The sequence below is a fragment of the Ruegeria sp. AD6 genome (genome assembly GCF_056542325.1).
Map to the genome: position 1 here is coordinate 482,162 of NZ_JBQFZQ010000001.1, position 13,722 is coordinate 495,883.

15 protein-coding genes are annotated in these 13,722 nt (G+C 57.8%); 9 read left to right on the forward strand and 6 right to left on the reverse strand.

Features of this window, described 5'->3' with window-relative positions; translation table 11 throughout:
* Window positions 1-58: 58 nt before the first annotated feature.
* Genes ACR0KJ_RS02280 through ACR0KJ_RS02290 form a run of 3 tightly spaced genes read left to right on the forward strand, consistent with a single transcriptional unit; the run spans window position 59 to window position 3,741 of the window.
* On the forward strand, window positions 59-721 hold the full coding sequence (locus ACR0KJ_RS02280) for a class I SAM-dependent methyltransferase (RefSeq protein WP_170519727.1): 663 nt from the start codon (window positions 59-61) through the stop codon (window positions 719-721).
* A 31-nt stretch (window positions 722-752) separates the two neighbouring features.
* A complete protein-coding gene (locus ACR0KJ_RS02285; protein WP_480625886.1) occupies window positions 753-1,808 on the forward strand; it encodes a glycosyltransferase family 2 protein in 1,056 nt (351 codons plus the stop codon).
* Between the two features lie 25 nt (window positions 1,809-1,833).
* Complete coding sequence (locus ACR0KJ_RS02290; protein ID WP_480625887.1) at window positions 1,834-3,741, forward strand: ATP-grasp fold amidoligase family protein; 1,908 nt, start codon at window positions 1,834-1,836, stop codon at window positions 3,739-3,741.
* Window positions 3,742-3,751: 10 nt separating this feature from the next.
* Here ACR0KJ_RS02290 and ACR0KJ_RS02295 read toward each other — a convergent pair whose 3' ends face one another.
* Entirely contained in the window at window positions 3,752-4,057 is a 306-nt protein-coding gene (locus tag ACR0KJ_RS02295) for a DUF6476 family protein (protein ID WP_480625888.1), read from the reverse strand.
* Here ACR0KJ_RS02295 and ACR0KJ_RS02300 point away from each other — a divergent pair.
* From ACR0KJ_RS02300 to ACR0KJ_RS02315, 4 genes are all read left to right on the forward strand, one after another.
* Window positions 4,056-5,090: an RluA family pseudouridine synthase gene (locus ACR0KJ_RS02300; RefSeq protein WP_480625889.1), complete on the forward strand. Its 1,035-nt coding sequence runs from the start codon at window positions 4,056-4,058 to the stop codon at window positions 5,088-5,090. The genes ACR0KJ_RS02295 and ACR0KJ_RS02300 overlap by 2 nt on opposite strands.
* A 146-nt stretch (window positions 5,091-5,236) precedes the next feature.
* On the forward strand, window positions 5,237-6,133 hold the full coding sequence (gene rpoH / locus ACR0KJ_RS02305; RefSeq protein ID WP_170451393.1) for an RNA polymerase sigma factor RpoH: 897 nt from the start codon (window positions 5,237-5,239) through the stop codon (window positions 6,131-6,133).
* A gap of 144 nt (window positions 6,134-6,277) precedes the next feature.
* A complete protein-coding gene (locus ACR0KJ_RS02310) occupies window positions 6,278-7,252 on the forward strand; it encodes a Gfo/Idh/MocA family protein (RefSeq protein ID WP_480625890.1) in 975 nt (324 codons plus the stop codon).
* Between the two features lie 56 nt (window positions 7,253-7,308).
* Window positions 7,309-7,578, forward strand: coding sequence for a DksA/TraR family C4-type zinc finger protein (locus ACR0KJ_RS02315; RefSeq protein WP_170451390.1), 270 nt, complete (start codon window positions 7,309-7,311; stop codon window positions 7,576-7,578).
* Window positions 7,579-7,658: 80 nt separating this feature from the next.
* On the opposite strand, the gene ACR0KJ_RS02320 is transcribed toward ACR0KJ_RS02315, so the two are convergent.
* Both ACR0KJ_RS02320 and ACR0KJ_RS02325 read right to left on the reverse strand, forming a co-directional pair.
* Entirely contained in the window at window positions 7,659-8,048 is a 390-nt protein-coding gene (locus ACR0KJ_RS02320; RefSeq protein WP_170451388.1) for an ectoine synthase, read from the reverse strand.
* Window positions 8,049-8,065: 17 nt separating this feature from the next.
* On the reverse strand, window positions 8,066-8,815 hold the full coding sequence (locus tag ACR0KJ_RS02325; protein ID WP_170621640.1) for an SDR family oxidoreductase: 750 nt from the start codon (window positions 8,813-8,815) through the stop codon (window positions 8,066-8,068).
* Window positions 8,816-8,931: 116 nt separating this feature from the next.
* Here ACR0KJ_RS02325 and ACR0KJ_RS02330 point away from each other — a divergent pair, with 116 nt between their 5' ends.
* Complete coding sequence (locus ACR0KJ_RS02330; RefSeq protein WP_480625891.1) at window positions 8,932-9,810, forward strand: LysR substrate-binding domain-containing protein; 879 nt, start codon at window positions 8,932-8,934, stop codon at window positions 9,808-9,810.
* An 89-nt stretch (window positions 9,811-9,899) separates the two neighbouring features.
* On the opposite strand, the gene ACR0KJ_RS02335 is transcribed toward ACR0KJ_RS02330, so the two are convergent.
* From ACR0KJ_RS02335 to ACR0KJ_RS02345, 3 genes are all read right to left on the reverse strand, one after another.
* Window positions 9,900-11,720, reverse strand: coding sequence for a M3 family oligoendopeptidase (locus ACR0KJ_RS02335; protein ID WP_480625892.1), 1,821 nt, complete (start codon window positions 11,718-11,720; stop codon window positions 9,900-9,902).
* A gap of 98 nt (window positions 11,721-11,818) precedes the next feature.
* Window positions 11,819-12,778, reverse strand: coding sequence for an alpha/beta hydrolase (locus ACR0KJ_RS02340; RefSeq protein WP_480625893.1), 960 nt, complete (start codon window positions 12,776-12,778; stop codon window positions 11,819-11,821).
* Complete coding sequence (locus ACR0KJ_RS02345; RefSeq protein ID WP_170451378.1) at window positions 12,778-13,068, reverse strand: SCP2 sterol-binding domain-containing protein; 291 nt, start codon at window positions 13,066-13,068, stop codon at window positions 12,778-12,780. The genes ACR0KJ_RS02340 and ACR0KJ_RS02345 overlap by 1 nt, the downstream gene beginning before the upstream one ends.
* A gap of 30 nt (window positions 13,069-13,098) precedes the next feature.
* Here ACR0KJ_RS02345 and ACR0KJ_RS02350 point away from each other — a divergent pair, with 30 nt between their 5' ends.
* On the forward strand, window positions 13,099-13,707 hold the full coding sequence (locus ACR0KJ_RS02350) for a tetratricopeptide repeat protein (RefSeq protein WP_170630241.1): 609 nt from the start codon (window positions 13,099-13,101) through the stop codon (window positions 13,705-13,707).
* Window positions 13,708-13,722: the final 15 nt, after the last annotated feature.

Genomic DNA, 13,722 nt, shown 5'->3' on the forward strand with positions numbered 1-13,722 from the left:
TCAATGAACAAAGCGGGTTCTGTGTGTGACTGAAACCCGTCTGCCAAGTGAGGTCGAGATGTCAAACGAACCCAAGGTCATAGGTGCAGCACCCGGAAGCCCGCTGAAACCGAAGGCGGACAAGGCGACCAAGCGCAAGAATTCGAAAGAGGCCATCCGTCGGACCTTTCTTTCAAGGCTGCCCAAGGGTGGCGTCGCGGTTGAGATTGGCGTCTGGCAGGGCGAGTTTTCTCCGACCATTCTGAAACTGATCGAGCCAAGTCAGTTGTTCCTGATCGACCCGTGGAAGCACATTGGCGAAGAATCCCATACCACCGCGTTTGTCGGCCGGACCGAAGACGAGAAGATGGAAGCGATCTTCCAAAAGGTTGTGAAGGCGTTCGAGGCCGAGATCGAAGAGGGCAAGGTTGGCATCATTCGCGATTTCTCGGTTCCCGCACTGGAACTGTTTGACGAAGAGAGTATCTCGTTCGCCTATGTCGACGGCGATCATTCCTACGAGGGTGTCTCGGCAGATCTGGCCGCGCTGTTCCCCAAGATGAAGATCGGCGGCATTATGGCGTTTGATGACTATCACCGCCGTGGCTGGTGGGGGGACGGGGTGATCCGTGCCGTGAATGAATTCCTGGGCCAGTATCCGCGCCACTTGCGTATCCGGGCCATCGCAGGCGCACAGATCGCGATCGAGAAGATCGAGCCTCAGGATGACAGCAAAGGCTGATCTGACCCAGTTTTGAGACCGAGCGCATCAGATGCAAAACCCTGAAAAAATCGTCATCACCGCCATGAAGAATGAGGGGCCTTACATTCTTGAATGGGTGGCCCATCACAAAGTGCTCGGCTTTGACAGGATCATCGTCTACACCAACGATTGCTCGGACGGGACAAACCGTATCCTGCGACGGTTGCAGGAGCTTGGGCATGTCGAGTTTCGCCGCAACCGGGTCGGCGTCGGAGGGATTCACCGGTCGGCTCTACGGCAGGCGCGTCGATTGCCAGTGGTGAAAGAGGCGAAGTGGATCTATGTCTGCGATGCTGACGAGTTTCTGAATATTCATGTCGGGAACCACAAGGTCGACGACCTGATCGAGGCGACCCCGGATGTGGATGTTATCTCGATCCCGTGGAAGATATTCTCGAACAATGGTCGTCATGTATTGCGGGATTCTCCGGTTACGGCGCAGTTTCTTGACGGCGAACTGGATTTTGAACAGGGCGGGGCCGGGCGGCGATTTGTAAAGTCGATCTTCCGGCAGGGGGAGTTTTATAACCGCTTCGGTCTGCACAACCCGCATCCCAGGCCCGAGTTCCAGTCCAGCGTGTTCCGCTCTGTGGCGGGTGGGCACGCAAGGGAACCCGCGCCCTTCGGAAACCATGTCTCGCCGCCGTTTGGCTTTGAGGTCGCGCAGATCAACCATTATGCCGTGCGCTCGACCCAAGCATATCTGGCAAAACGCAGCCGCGGCCGGGCGAACCATTCGTCTCAGACCCTTGGAACCGAATACTGGGATCGCTGGAACCGAGGTGGATCGCGCGATGAAACCATTCTGCGCTATCAGGATGAAACGGCGGAGATGCTAAAGCAGTTCAAATCGGACGAGGTGCTGCAGCGGTTGCATCGCAGGGCGTTTCGTTGGCACAAAGACCTTATTTCCGACCTTATGAAGGTTCTGGATTATAATGAACTGTATCAACGGCTTGTGGAGCGACCCGCAGCCAGCTTTGTTGAACAGGATCGTGGCGTGCGCGAACGCGTCAGAAGCGAACCTTTGCCGCGCCCGTCTGATCAAAATCAACCGGATATGTGATTAAAGACCCCGGAGTATCGAATTAATGGTTGTCGACAACAAGCTCCCGACGGTTGGAATGCTCTGGCTGGAAGGACCGCTGAGTTTTCTCGAGCAGATGTGTCTGCTGTCCTTTGTGGCGAATGGGCACAAAGTAGTGCTGTTCCACTATGGCGAGGTCGAAAACGTACCTGAAGGTATCGAACTGGTGTCGGCAAATGAAATTCACGAGCCGCAGCAATTCATCATGAACAACCAGTTCAAAACTCCGGTTCCGCAGTCGGATATCTTCCGGCTGCAACTGATGAAGAAAACCGATTTTCTGTGGTGCGATACGGATGTAATCTCGCTGGCCCCGATCCCGAAAGCGGATCATATTTTTGGGTATTTCAACAATACCACGATCTGCAACGCGATCATGCGGTTGCCATCTGACAGTCCGGCATTGCGGGGTTACACTGAATACAGCCTTGATCCGTTCCCGATCCGCCCGTGGATCGAGGGTGAGCAAAGGGAAGAGCTGGAACGCCAGAAACGCACCGGTGAGCTGCCTCATGCGTCGGAACAAGCGCACAGTGTGTATGGGCCAGGCGTGCTGACATGGTTCCTGAGACATCATGGTGAGATTGAACACGCGAGCCCTGTTTCGGTGTTCTATCCCCTTCCGTTCCGGCACACGGGGCAGGCGAACGATATTTCCGCGCGCGAGTTCCGACGGAAGTATCTAACGGACGAAACCCTTGCTGTACATCTTTGGGGCCGTCGGATGCGGTGGTGGATCGCCAAAGGAATTAACCGTCATTCGTTTTTGGATCGGCGATTGCGGGGATTGGGCATCCGCCCGGCGGATGCGCCGTTGCCGAGAAAGGGCAAGGGCGCTCCGAAGAAGATCGTGTTTCCGGGTGACCTGCCTGAATTGCGCATCAGCAAGGAAGAGATCAGTGCATCCACCAAAGGTGTTATGTCCGTTGCGCAGGTTTCCAATTCGGAACAATACCTTAAGGTCGCTCAGCTTGAACTGGACAAGATCAGAGAACGCGGTCTCTACGGTGTGAACAGCGAACCGCGCGAAGGACACCGACGGGGCTGGGATCATTATCAAGGCGACGTGTCCCGCATGCATGCCTTGTCGATGTCCTTATCGCGCTTTGCCAACAACCAGCGCTATTTGCCGGACTTGTCCAACCCGAAGACCGTGACGGAAAAACTGTTGGTCATGAAGCTGTTTGCCGAGATGCCGGTTGTCTCTGCCGCGGATAAGCTGACTGCTGAAGGATATGTGCCGGACACCGCCAGACATCTTCTAACCCCTGTCAAACGGTACTGGAATTCACCAACGCCAGAGTTGCCAGCGGATATTGATCTGGAACCGGGTAGCTATTGGCTTAAGTGCAACAATGGTCAGGGTCAAAATCATCGTATGACCTGGCCCATGACCGCCGAAGAACATGATCTGGCCAACGAAAAGCTTGTCAACTGGAGCAAGAAGCCGGTCCCGCACGGATATTGGGCGGCCGAATGGTGGTATTCGACCATAGACACGCAATATTTCATCGAAGAAGACCTTGCCGCCGAAGGCGAGGATATCATCGACTGGAAATTCTGGGTTGTCGCCGGGCGGGTGCAGCTTGTTCAGGTCGACCGGGACCGCTCGCGCGGGCATGTGCAGATGATCCACGACCGGGATTTCAACTTCATTCCCAAAGAGTTGTATTTCAAAACCAGCGAAGACACCGAGCCAAGGCCCGAACGGTTTGACGACATGGTTCAGATCGCCGAAGCGATTGGTCAGCGGGTCGAATTTGCGCGGGTGGATCTCTATGCGATTGGCGACAAGATTTACCTTGGTGAAATCACGCTCTGCCCCTTTGGCGGCAAGCGTCAGATGCGCACGCCCGAGTTGGACGCGCAATTGGGGGAGGCGTGGACGGGGACACGTTTGTTCCCGAACTAAAATCGCGGGGCTATTCGACGGGGATGTCCTGACGCAACCGGCCAGTTGTCTTGTCAAAAATCAGAATGCGGTTGTCATCGGTCACCACCGCGTACCAGTTGTTGCCAATCGTGACCGCCTGCGCGCTTGCTCCATCGGGCAATTCGACCTGATCGGGCAGGGTAGGGGTGCGGTCCGTTAAGCGGATGACAATCAGTGCGAATGTCACTAGAACCCCGCCAATCATCACCGCGGTCAGCAGCATGACCATGCGCCGCAGCAATCGCAGTTGCGGCGTCTCTTGCGGTTCGTCTTGGGGGTCGGAAGGAACAGTCATGGGCACCCGCCAGATAGAGTTTCAGATCGCGGCCGATCCGCCGCCTCGTCTTGATAAGGCGCTTTCGCGGGATGTGCCAGCCGATGAGAACCTGTCGCGCACCCGTTTGGCGCGTTTGATCGAAGAGGGCGCGGTGTCCATTGACGGGACCACGATTCTCGATCCGAAATACAAAGTACCCGAAGGTACTGCGGTGGCCATCACCGTCGCCGAAGCCGAAGACAGCCATATCGGCCCCGAGGATATTCCGCTGCAGGTTGTCTATGAGGACGCAGACCTGATCGTGATCAACAAACCGGCCGGAATGGTGGTGCATCCGGCGCCGGGCTCGCCCAATGGAACGCTGGTCAACGCTCTGTTGCACCATTGCGGCAAGGATCTTTCCGGGGTTGGTGGCGTCAAGCGCCCCGGCATTGTTCATAGAATAGATAAAGAAACCAGCGGCTTGCTGGTCGTCGCTAAATCAGACGCGGCGCATCACGGGCTGGCCGCTCAGTTCGAGGCGCATAGTGTCGAGCGTTACTATCGCGCCATCTGCTACGGGGTGCCCGATGCCAATGATCCGCGTCTGCGTGGGGCGAAGGGGGTCAGCTTCGAACCCGGCAACATCATGCGTTTGACGACTCAGTTGGCGCGGCACAAGACGGATCGGCAAAGACAGGCTGTGCTGTTCCATGGCGGGCGGCACGCCGTGACACGGGCACGGGTTGTCGAGACGTTTGGCGCTCCTGCAGGGTTGGCGCTGATCGAATGCTGGCTGGAAACCGGTCGGACACATCAGATCAGGGTTCACATGGCCCATGCCGGGCACGGGCTGGTCGGAGACCCGGTCTATGGCGGCAAGCGCAAGCTGGCGGCCAAAGCCTTTAGCCCGACGACCGCCGAAGCCGTGCGCGCCTTTCCGCGACAGGCGCTTCATGCCGCTGTTTTGGGCTTTGAACACCCTGTAACGGGCGAAAACCTGCGGTTTGAGGCCGAATTACCAGAAGATATGCAGAATTTGATCGACACTCTGCGCACACCGCTGACATAATCCGCAAACTGTCGTGAGTAAGGCTTTCTTATCTTTCCTTTACCTAAGCTTAATTCCAAACTGTTAACGGTACCTCTTGAAAGGGGTGGGTTCCTTACCTATCTCCTATGTTAAAGACTTAAACATTTGTCGGAGGGACATCATACATGGCCAATTACGCAAATCTCCCCGCACCGACGCCCGAGGGCGGCCTGAACCGCTATATGCAGGAAATCCGCAAGTTTCCTCTGCTTGAGCCGGAAGAAGAATACATGCTGGCCAAGCGTTGGGTCGAAGAGCAGGACACTGAATCCGCGCATAAAATGGTGACATCGCACCTGCGCCTGGCGGCAAAGATTGCCATGGGCTATCGCGGCTATGGCCTGCCACAGGCCGAGGTGATTTCCGAAGCGAACGTGGGCCTGATGCAAGCCGTGAAACGGTTCGACCCGGAAAAAGGCTTCCGCCTTGCCACCTATGCAATGTGGTGGATCCGCGCCTCGATCCAGGAATACATCCTGCGGTCCTGGTCGCTGGTCAAGCTGGGCACAACTTCGGCGCAGAAAAAGCTGTTCTTCAACCTGCGCAAGGCCAAGGCCCGCATTGGTGCGCTGGAAGAGGGCGACCTGCGACCCGAGAACGTCGCGCAGATTGCCAATGATCTGGGCGTGACCGAAGAAGAAGTCATCAGCATGAACCGCCGCATGTCGGGTGGTGATGCCTCGCTGAACGCGACCGTCGGGTCCGAAGGCGAAGGTACCATGCAATGGCAGGACTGGCTTGAGGATGAAGACGCAGATCAGGCCGGTGATTATGAGGCGCGCGATGAACTGGACGCGCGGCGCGAGTTGCTGGCAGCCGCTTTGGAAGTTCTGAATGATCGCGAGAAGGACATTCTGACTCAACGCCGGTTGATGGATCAGCCCGTTACATTGGAAGAGCTGAGCACACAGTACAATGTCAGCCGCGAACGCATCCGCCAGATCGAGGTGCGCGCCTTTGAAAAGCTGCAGAAGAAGATGCGCGATTTGGCGCGCGAGAAGGGTATGCTCGGCACTGTCTGAACGGGCTGCTTGTGAACAGGATGACCGGCTCAACCCTGTTGGGCCGGTTTTCTTTTGGCTGATCCCGGCGAAACCTGCATGACAGCGCAACCTTCTGCCGTTAAGTAGAACCCAACTTTGGTTGCGCTAACGGCGGAGGGGGAAATGCAGAAACCGGTTCGATGGGGCGTTCTTGGGGCCTCGAAATTTGCGCGTCAGTATCTGGCCCCGGCGATCCACGCGGCGGACGGTGCGCAGCTTTACGGGCTGGCGACCTCGGATCCTGCGAAGGCCACTCCGTTTCAGGCGTTCTGTCCGGATCTGAACATCTATGACAGTTACGAGGCGATACTGGCAGACCCGCAGATCGATGCGGTTTATATCCCTCTGCCAAACCACCTGCATGTTGAATGGAGCCTGAAGGCGCTGGATGCGGGCAAGCATGTGCTGTGTGAAAAGCCCATGACCATGCGCGCTGATGAGTTCGACGCTTTGATTGGCAAGCGCGACCAGACCGGTTTGCTGGCGGCTGAGGCTTATATGATCGTCCACCACCCGCAGTGGCAGTTGGTGCGCAAGCTGATCGCCGACGGGGCGATCGGCAAACTGGCGCATGTGACCGGCGCGTTCAGCTTTGACAACCGCGCGGATACCGGAAACATCCGCAACAAGGCGGAAACGGGCGGGGGTGGCCTGCGGGATATCGGCGTTTACGTGATCGGCTCGACGCGGTTCGCGACAGGGCAGGAGCCCGTCACCGTTCAATCCGCGATCCGTTGGGAAAACGGGATTGATGCCTTTACCGAGATTCGCGCGCAATTCCCCGACTTCACCTATTCGGCTTATGTCTCGATCCGGATGCACCCGCATCAGGAGATGGTGTTTCACGGCGAAGGCGGCGTGATCCGCCTGACCGCCCCGTTCAACGCGCGTGTCTTTGGCGAGGCGCGGGTTGAACTGCACCGTCCGGGACTTGAGGTTCAGGTCACGCGCTTTCCGGGCGACGATCACTACAAGTTACAGATCGAGGCGTTTTGTCGATCCGTGCGCGAGGGTGTCGATTACCCGTGTCCGCTGGAATTCTCGCGCGGGACGCAACAGATGATCGATCAGGTGTTTGACGGGGCGGTTGCCCTGTAACTTGCCATAGGCGCTGGCTCGGTTATCCTGTCACCCTTCGGAACAGGAGAGGACCCATGGCAGGCGGCTGGGCACGCGACGGTGCGGTAAGCGAACAGATCGAGGCGTCGATTTCTGACGAACTGGCCCGGATGCAGGCGCAAAAGCGACCCGAGGGCGAAAGCCTGACCCATTGCGCGGAGTGCGAGGAACCGATCCCCGAGAAACGTCGCGCCGCGCTGCCGGGTGTGAAGCTGTGTCTGGAGTGCCAGCAGGAGCGGGACAGCAGTTTCAAGTCGCGCGGCGGGATCAATCGGCGGGGGTCCAAGGATAGCCAGTTAAAGTGACCTGTGTTGTGGCTGCTTTGACCCCATCTCAGCCGATGTTGCAATTTGCATAAATCGCGGACCTGCCCGAAACATTGCTGTCAGGATTCATCTAACGCATAACTGCCGTCTTCGCGGTGCACTTCTCGCCCGCTGAGGGGCGGGGTAAAGACGCAGACCAGTCGCAGATCACCATCTGTGGCGCGCACGATGTGCCGGTCATGCTGATCCAGGGCATATAGGGTAAATGGTTCAAGCGGATGCCAGGTTTCGTCGTTGAACGCCCTGATCTGGCCCCTGCCTTCGATGCAATAACACGCCTCCAGATGATGGGTGTATTCAAGCTCAAGCTCGGCACCCTTCTTGATAATCGTATCCGTCAGCGTAAATCCCATGCCGTCAGATGCCAGCAATAGCCGCCGGCTTTTCCACCCCGGGCCGGAAACGTCCCGATCTGTGCCAAGGATATCTTTGAGCGTCTTTACAATCATCTTTCGCCGCCTCGTTGTTATCGTACCGCGCGGTTCATCCCGCCGTCGGACAGTATACTCTGACCATTAATGTATCTGGCCCCCTCGCTGGCGAGAAATACGCAGGCCTGTCCAATCTCCTCGAATGTCGCGGGACGCTGCGCGGGGATTTCCCGGCGGGCCCGTTCGGACAGGTTCACGTTCTCGCAGAATCCCGGCAGCAGATTGTTCATGCGAATGTTGTGCCGTGCATAGCGGTCGCCGTAAAGCTTTGAGAAACTGTGCAGAGCACCGCGCAGCATGCTCATGGGGTAGGGCGCACGCGGCTCGATCGTGTTCATGGACGAGATGTTCACGAATGCACCGCCGCCCTGTTCGATCAGGATGGGCGTGACGATGCGGGCGATCTTGACGACGTTCAGCACATACATGTCCAGACTTTCGTGCCAAAGCTCATCGCTCAGCTCCAACAGTGGCCCGTCAAAATCAGGATCGAAGCCCACGGTTTTGATGGCTTCCGGAACCGTCCCGCCATGACCCATATTGCTGACGATGGCATCGATCCTGCCATACTTGCTCATGGTTGTGTCGATCATTGCCTGCAGATCATCGATATCCAGCACCGAGCCTCGGCGGCCAATGCCGCCAAGTTCTTCGGCCAATTCCACAGACCGATTGGATGGGGACATCAGCGAGACCTTGTAGCCTGCCTTTGCCATTTCGATGGCACAGCCCCGGCCAATGCCTTGTCCGGTCCCTGTCATAAGTGCAACTTTGACGTCAGCCATAGTGTGTCCTTCCCGTGCGAAAGTTGTGTGAGGTTTTTTGAGTTAACGGCAGAATAACCCTGCAGGTTTAAGCGGACCTATCGAGTTTATCGGGCATAGCTGTTAGGTTTCCTCACATGACGGAAAACCTCAGACACCTGCGCGCGCTTCAGGCCTTTGACGAAACCGCAACCCATTCGAGCCTGTCCAAGGCCGCAGATGCGCTGAACGTCACGCACGGGGCGATCAGTCGGCAGATCAAACTGCTGGAACTGCATCTGGGTGTGACGCTCTTTCACCGTCGCCCGAATGGCGTTGAACTGACCAAGGCCGGGGAACGCCTGTATCACTCGACACGCGGCGCCTTTTCGGCCTTGCAACTGGGCGTGGCCGAGGTGAAGCGGCTGCATCACCGCCAGTCGATCACTGTGTCTTTGTCCACATCTCTGGCGCTCAAATGGCTTGTGCCGCTGCTGGGTTCGTTTCAACAGGAACATCCGGGGATCGAATTGTTGCTGGATACAAACGATGCCTTTGCGGATTTCGATGCGTCCGAGGTCGATGTCGCCCTGCGGTTTGGGGAGCCGGGTTGGGACGGGCTGTATCACGAGCAAATCAGACAAGAAGACCTGATTGTCGTGGCCGCGCCGTCCCTTGTTGGGAAAACGCGCTTGCCGATGCGGCCCGAGGATGTGGCGGACCTGCCTTTATTGCACGATGCCTTCAATGTCGGCTGGGAAAGCTGGGCCGCACAAGTCGGGTTGAACCCTGATCGGATCAACGCGCAGAGCATCAAATACGTGGACAGTGCTGTTTTGTTAGAGGCGGCGATAGACGGACAAGGTGTGGCGCTGGCCAGACATCTTTTAGCGGAAAGGGATTTGAACCTTGGCCGATTGATCCGCCTTGATGAAAGCCGTGTTCCTCTGGATCGTGGGCTCTACTTTGTCTGCCGCCCCGGCGATCAGGAGAGGGTCACGGTGAGAATATTCAAGAAGTGGCTCATGTCCCTTTGATCACCGGGCTCCCATCGAAGCCCGGCGAATGCGGTCAAAAGCCCGGTTTGTTGCGCAAAGCGTGGTCGTCAATCCTTTGAAGGGCCGCTTTAGCCCTCCATCGCCTCCAATTCATCGATGAAGCCCGAGATCATCGACAGGCCCTTGTCCCAGAACTTCGGATCGCTCGCGTCCAGCCCAAACGGGGCCAGCAGTTCCTTGTGATGTTTCGACCCACCAGCGCGCAGCATCTCGAAATACTTGTCTTCGAACCCCTCGGCACCGCTTTCGTAAACGGAATAGAGCGCGTTCACGAGGCCGTCGCCAAAGGCATAGGCGTAGACGTAGAAGGGCGAGTGGACGAAGTGGGGGATATAGGCCCAGAAGGTCTCGTACCCTTCCATGAATTCAAATGCCGGACCAAGGCTTTCGGCCTGAACGCTCATCCACAGGGCGTTGATGTCATCCGGGGTCAACTCGCCTTCGCGGCGTGCGGCGTGCAGTTTGCATTCGAAATCGTAGAAGGCGATCTGGCGGACCACCGTGTTGATCATATCCTCGACCTTGCCGGCCAGCAGCACCTTGCGTTGCTCGGGCGTTTCGGCCTGATCCAGCATCTTGCGGAAGGTCAGCATTTCGCCAAACACCGACGCCGTTTCAGCCAATGTCAGCGGCGTGGATGACAGCATCTCACCCTGATCCGCGGCCAGAACCTGATGCACGCCGTGGCCCAGCTCATGCGCCAGGGTCATCACGTCGCGCGGTTTGCCCAGATAGTTCAGCATCACATAAGGATGCACGTCAGTCACGGTTGGATGCGCAAAGGCGCCGGGCGCCTTACCCGGTTTCACCGCTGCATCGATCCAGCCTTTCGAAAAGAAGGGCGAGGCGATCTCTCCCATACGCGGATCAAACGCGTTGTATGCGTCCATCACCGTCTTTTCGGCCTCATCCCATCTAACGATGCGGGTGTCTTCCATCGGCAGGGGCGCGTTGCGATCCCAGACCTGCATGACGTCCAGACCCAGCCATTTGCGTTTCAACTCATAGTAGCGATGGCTGAGTTTGGGGTAAACCGCCACGACGGCCTCGCGCAGGGCCTCGACCACTTCGGGTTCGACGTCGTTCGACAGATGGCGACCGGTTTGAGCTGTCGGCATGTTGCGCCAGCGGTCGAGGATCTCTTTCTCCTTGGCCTGCGTGTTGTGCACGCGGGCGAAGGTTTTGATGTTGTCCTGAAACACCGTCGCCAATTCCCGCGCCGCCGCCTCGCGTTTGCTGCGGTCCTGTTCGGTCAGCAGGTTCAGGGTGCCCTCGATATTCAGTTCTTCGCCGTCAACGGTGAAGGTGAGGCCAGCGATGGTTTCGTCGAACAGGCGTTCCCATGCGTCGCCGACAACGCCCAGATCGTGCAGAAACTTCTCCAACTCGTCGGACAGTTGATAGGGTTTCATCGCGCGGATGCGGCGGAAGATCGGCTCGTACCGGGCCAGATCGGCATTGGCGTCGAAATGCCCCTTCAGCACATCGTCGTCGATGCGGTTAAGTTCCAGTGTGAAAAAGACCAGCGGAGTGGTGAATATCGTGATCTTTTCCTGCATATCCGACAGGAATTTGGCGCGGTCAGCATCGGTGGTCAGCTGGTAATAGCGCAAGCCCGCGAAGGACATGATCCGCCCGGCGATCACGTTGATCTTTTCGTTGCGCAGCACGCAGGTCAGCAGGCCGTTGGCGTCCAGTTCGGCCAGCTTGCCTTCGTAGTCCGCAGCAAAAGACGCACATTCGCCTTCCAGCCATCCCAGATCGCGATCCAGCTCGGGCGCGTCTTCTGCGGTGTAGAGATCGCTCAGATCCCATTCCGGCAGGTTGCCCAGATTGTCGGCACCGCCGACGGCATTCGCATCACGGACGGGAAAAGGAAGGTCGCGCATAGATCACCTTTTGAAGACTGCTTTGGCAAACATCTAGGGCTGGCGCGCGGGGATCACAAGCGGCCAGTTTGCACACAGGCGATCAATACAAGTGGGGGCTAGGGTGTACCGTTGGATTGATTGGCCAGAAAATGCGCCGCGAGTTGATCCAAAACCGGTCCGCGCACGTCGGGGGCCTCCATCAGAACCTCGTGTTCGCCATCTGGTATCTCGACCAGCTTCCCGTTGGGCCAGTTGGCCATACGCGCACGGATTGCCTTGCGATCCACGATCTGTTCGTGACTGCCCAGGAAGGTCAGGCAGGCTGTGTCCGGGGCAGGCTGATCCATCAACCAGGCGCATTCGTCCAGTGACTCGCGCAGCCACAGGTTTGACGGTGCGCCAAGCGACAATTCGGGATGCGCCTCTAGCTGATCCTGCATCATCTTGTACATCACCGGATCGCGGGTCAGGACGTTGCCTTCGAACGGTTGCGTCAACACATAGCTGTCCAGCGAGGTTGTCGGCGGCGTCCGTTCGCCCAACCCAAGGGCCGTTCCCCAATACGCGGTGACACGGCTGAGCGGTTTCATGATCGGCGTGAAGAAAATGCCCCACATCGGCCCCGTGAAGGCGCACGCGGCAAAGCAATTCTTCTCGATCACAGCACGCAGGCCAATGGCACCGCCCATCGAGTGGCCGATGACATACCAGGGTTTCGGCAGGTCAAGCTGTGTCGCCAGATCCAAAACCGCATTCACGTCGTGCTGATAGTCCGGGAAGTGGTCCACATGACCCACACGCGGGTTGTCCAGCAGGCGATCCGCCAGACCCTGGCCGCGCCAGTCGACGGCAAGCATGGCAAAACCGCGTTCTGCGAACTCACCCGCTGTGCTGCCGTATTTCTCAATATACTCGGTTCGGCCCGGAAACATGAAGACCGTGCCGTGCGTATCGCCTTCGGGCCGCCAATGGCCCACGCGGATACGCTTTTGATCTGCGGTGTGCAGCCAATGGGCCGCACCACCAGCAGGACCGCCGGCCACATCTTCGAACAAGGGGGCCGACGACAACTCCATCAGGCCAGCACCGAGGCAAGTTTCATGGCAATACCCATGTCACCGTCCACGCTCAGCTTGCCGGACATGAACGCGCCCGTCGGGTTCAGTTCACCGCTGAGGATTTGTTCGAACGTATCAGCATCGGCGGTCAGGGTCACATCTGCGTCTTCATCGCTGACGCGTGCGCCGTCTGCATCCAGAACGATGGCGCCGTGCTCGGCAATCGCAAACTTGGCCGAGGCGTCAAACGCGCCACCCGACAGTTTTTCGTTCAGTGCGGCTGCCGCCTTTTCAAGAATCTCGCTCATGGTGTTCCTCATTTTGTTAGTGCGCCGTGAATGGACATCCGCGGTCGCAACGCTACACTGACGATTGTTATGGGCATTGCAATGATCAATCTCAAAGGTACCGTTGCGGCACTTGCCGTCCTAGTCATGTTTTCCGGAGTTTCTGCCGCTCAGCAGGCCGATTCCCGGGATGAATCGCAGTTGCTGCAACAATTGGCGCAATCAACGCCCGAGCAGGCCATTGGCCTTGACCGGCAGTTGCAGGCGCTGTGGTCGCAATCGGGGTCGGCCTCGGCGGATTTACTGCTGGAGCGCGGGCGCGACGCGTTGGATGAGGGCGACGTTGACGCAGCTATCGAGCATCTGACCGCTCTGACGGATCATGCGCCCGATTTCGCGGAAGGCTGGCATCTGCGCGCCTCGGCGTTTTTTGGGCTAGAACGGTTCGGTATGGCTGCGGCCGATCTGGAATATGCCCTGACCCTGAACCCCAACAATTACGAAGCGATCTATGGTCTGGGTCTGATTTTCGAGGTCGTTGGAAAGCCCGAACAGGCATTCGATGCCTATTCGCGCGCGCTGGCTATACATCCGCACCACGAAGAAGTAACCAATGCCGTGAATCGACTGAAGCCTCAGGTCGAGGGCTCAGCGCTCTGACGAACCGGGGCAGGG

Excerpts from the sequence above, each read along its gene's own strand:
- ACR0KJ_RS02280 (WP_170519727.1), top strand. The coding sequence starts at position 59 with ATGTCAAACGAACCCAAGGTCATAGGTGCAGCACCCGGAAGCCCGCTG.
- ACR0KJ_RS02285 (WP_480625886.1), top strand. The coding sequence starts at position 753 with ATGCAAAACCCTGAAAAAATCGTCATCACCGCCATGAAGAATGAGGGG.
- ACR0KJ_RS02290 (WP_480625887.1), top strand. The coding sequence starts at position 1,834 with ATGGTTGTCGACAACAAGCTCCCGACGGTTGGAATGCTCTGGCTGGAA.
- ACR0KJ_RS02300 (WP_480625889.1), top strand. The coding sequence starts at position 4,056 with ATGGGCACCCGCCAGATAGAGTTTCAGATCGCGGCCGATCCGCCGCCT.
- ACR0KJ_RS02295 (WP_480625888.1), bottom strand. The coding sequence starts at position 4,057 with ATGACTGTTCCTTCCGACCCCCAAGACGAACCGCAAGAGACGCCGCAA.
- rpoH (WP_170451393.1), top strand. The coding sequence starts at position 5,237 with ATGGCCAATTACGCAAATCTCCCCGCACCGACGCCCGAGGGCGGCCTG.
- ACR0KJ_RS02310 (WP_480625890.1), top strand. The coding sequence starts at position 6,278 with ATGCAGAAACCGGTTCGATGGGGCGTTCTTGGGGCCTCGAAATTTGCG.
- ACR0KJ_RS02315 (WP_170451390.1), top strand. The coding sequence starts at position 7,309 with ATGGCAGGCGGCTGGGCACGCGACGGTGCGGTAAGCGAACAGATCGAG.
- ACR0KJ_RS02320 (WP_170451388.1), bottom strand. The coding sequence starts at position 8,048 with ATGATTGTAAAGACGCTCAAAGATATCCTTGGCACAGATCGGGACGTT.
- ACR0KJ_RS02325 (WP_170621640.1), bottom strand. The coding sequence starts at position 8,815 with ATGGCTGACGTCAAAGTTGCACTTATGACAGGGACCGGACAAGGCATT.
- ACR0KJ_RS02330 (WP_480625891.1), top strand. The coding sequence starts at position 8,932 with ATGACGGAAAACCTCAGACACCTGCGCGCGCTTCAGGCCTTTGACGAA.
- ACR0KJ_RS02335 (WP_480625892.1), bottom strand. The coding sequence starts at position 11,720 with ATGCGCGACCTTCCTTTTCCCGTCCGTGATGCGAATGCCGTCGGCGGT.
- ACR0KJ_RS02340 (WP_480625893.1), bottom strand. The coding sequence starts at position 12,778 with ATGGAGTTGTCGTCGGCCCCCTTGTTCGAAGATGTGGCCGGCGGTCCT.
- ACR0KJ_RS02345 (WP_170451378.1), bottom strand. The coding sequence starts at position 13,068 with ATGAGCGAGATTCTTGAAAAGGCGGCAGCCGCACTGAACGAAAAACTG.
- ACR0KJ_RS02350 (WP_170630241.1), top strand. The coding sequence starts at position 13,099 with ATGGACATCCGCGGTCGCAACGCTACACTGACGATTGTTATGGGCATT.